Origin of the sequence: Janthinobacterium sp. KBS0711 (assembly GCF_000988085.1) — a bacterium.
Classification (GTDB): Bacteria; Pseudomonadota; Gammaproteobacteria; order Burkholderiales; family Burkholderiaceae_D; genus Janthinobacterium; species Janthinobacterium lividum_E.
The window spans coordinates 122,401-123,091 of the sequence record NZ_LBCO01000035.1 but is presented as its reverse complement, the minus strand read 5'-3'; the positions used below and the strand labels follow the sequence as shown (position 1 = coordinate 123,091).

Annotated in this window: 1 protein-coding gene; it reads left to right on the top strand. The window is 66.1% G+C overall.

Annotated elements, in window-relative coordinates:
• Window positions 1–691, top strand: a 691-nt coding sequence (locus tag VM94_RS27485) for an Ig domain-containing protein (RefSeq protein ID WP_200899264.1), incomplete at both ends; no start/stop codon positions are given.

Genomic DNA, 691 nt, shown 5'->3' with positions numbered 1-691 from the left:
GGCGGGCAGCTTCCCGGTCAGCATCCAGGTCAAGGACAGCAGCACGGGCGTGGGTGCGCCGTTCAGCGCCACCAACAGCTATACCTTGACAGTCGCCGCCCCCGTAATCTCGGTGACGCCAAGCACCTTGCCAGCACTCAAAGTGGCCACAGCATACAGCCAGCAGCTGGCGGCCAGCGGCGGCGTCGCTCCGTATGCCTATACGGTGTCGAGCGGCAGCCTGCCTGCCGGCCTCACCCTGAGCGGCAGCGGTTTGCTGAGCGGCACGCCGACGGCGGGCGGCAGTTTTACGTTCACCGTGCAAGCGGCCGATGCGCACCAGTTTACCGGCACGCAAAGCTACACCTTGGTGGTGTCATCGGCCAATATCAGCCTGACGCCAGCCACCTTGCCCAATGCGACAGCGGAAGCAGCCTACACGGCCACCCTGACTGCAACGGGCGGCACGGCGCCATATACCTTCAGCATCAGCAGCGGCAACCTGCCGGCCGGCTTGACCTTGAACGCATCCACGGGCGTGGTGTCGGGCACGACCAATGTGGCCGGCAGCTTCCCCGTCAGCATCCAGGTCAAGGACAGCAGCACGGGCGCGGGAGCGCCATTCAGCGCGACCAACAGCTATACCTTGAGCGTTGCCGCGCCGGCCATCGCCGTGACCCCGGCAACCTTGCCGGTGCCGAAAGTGGCCACG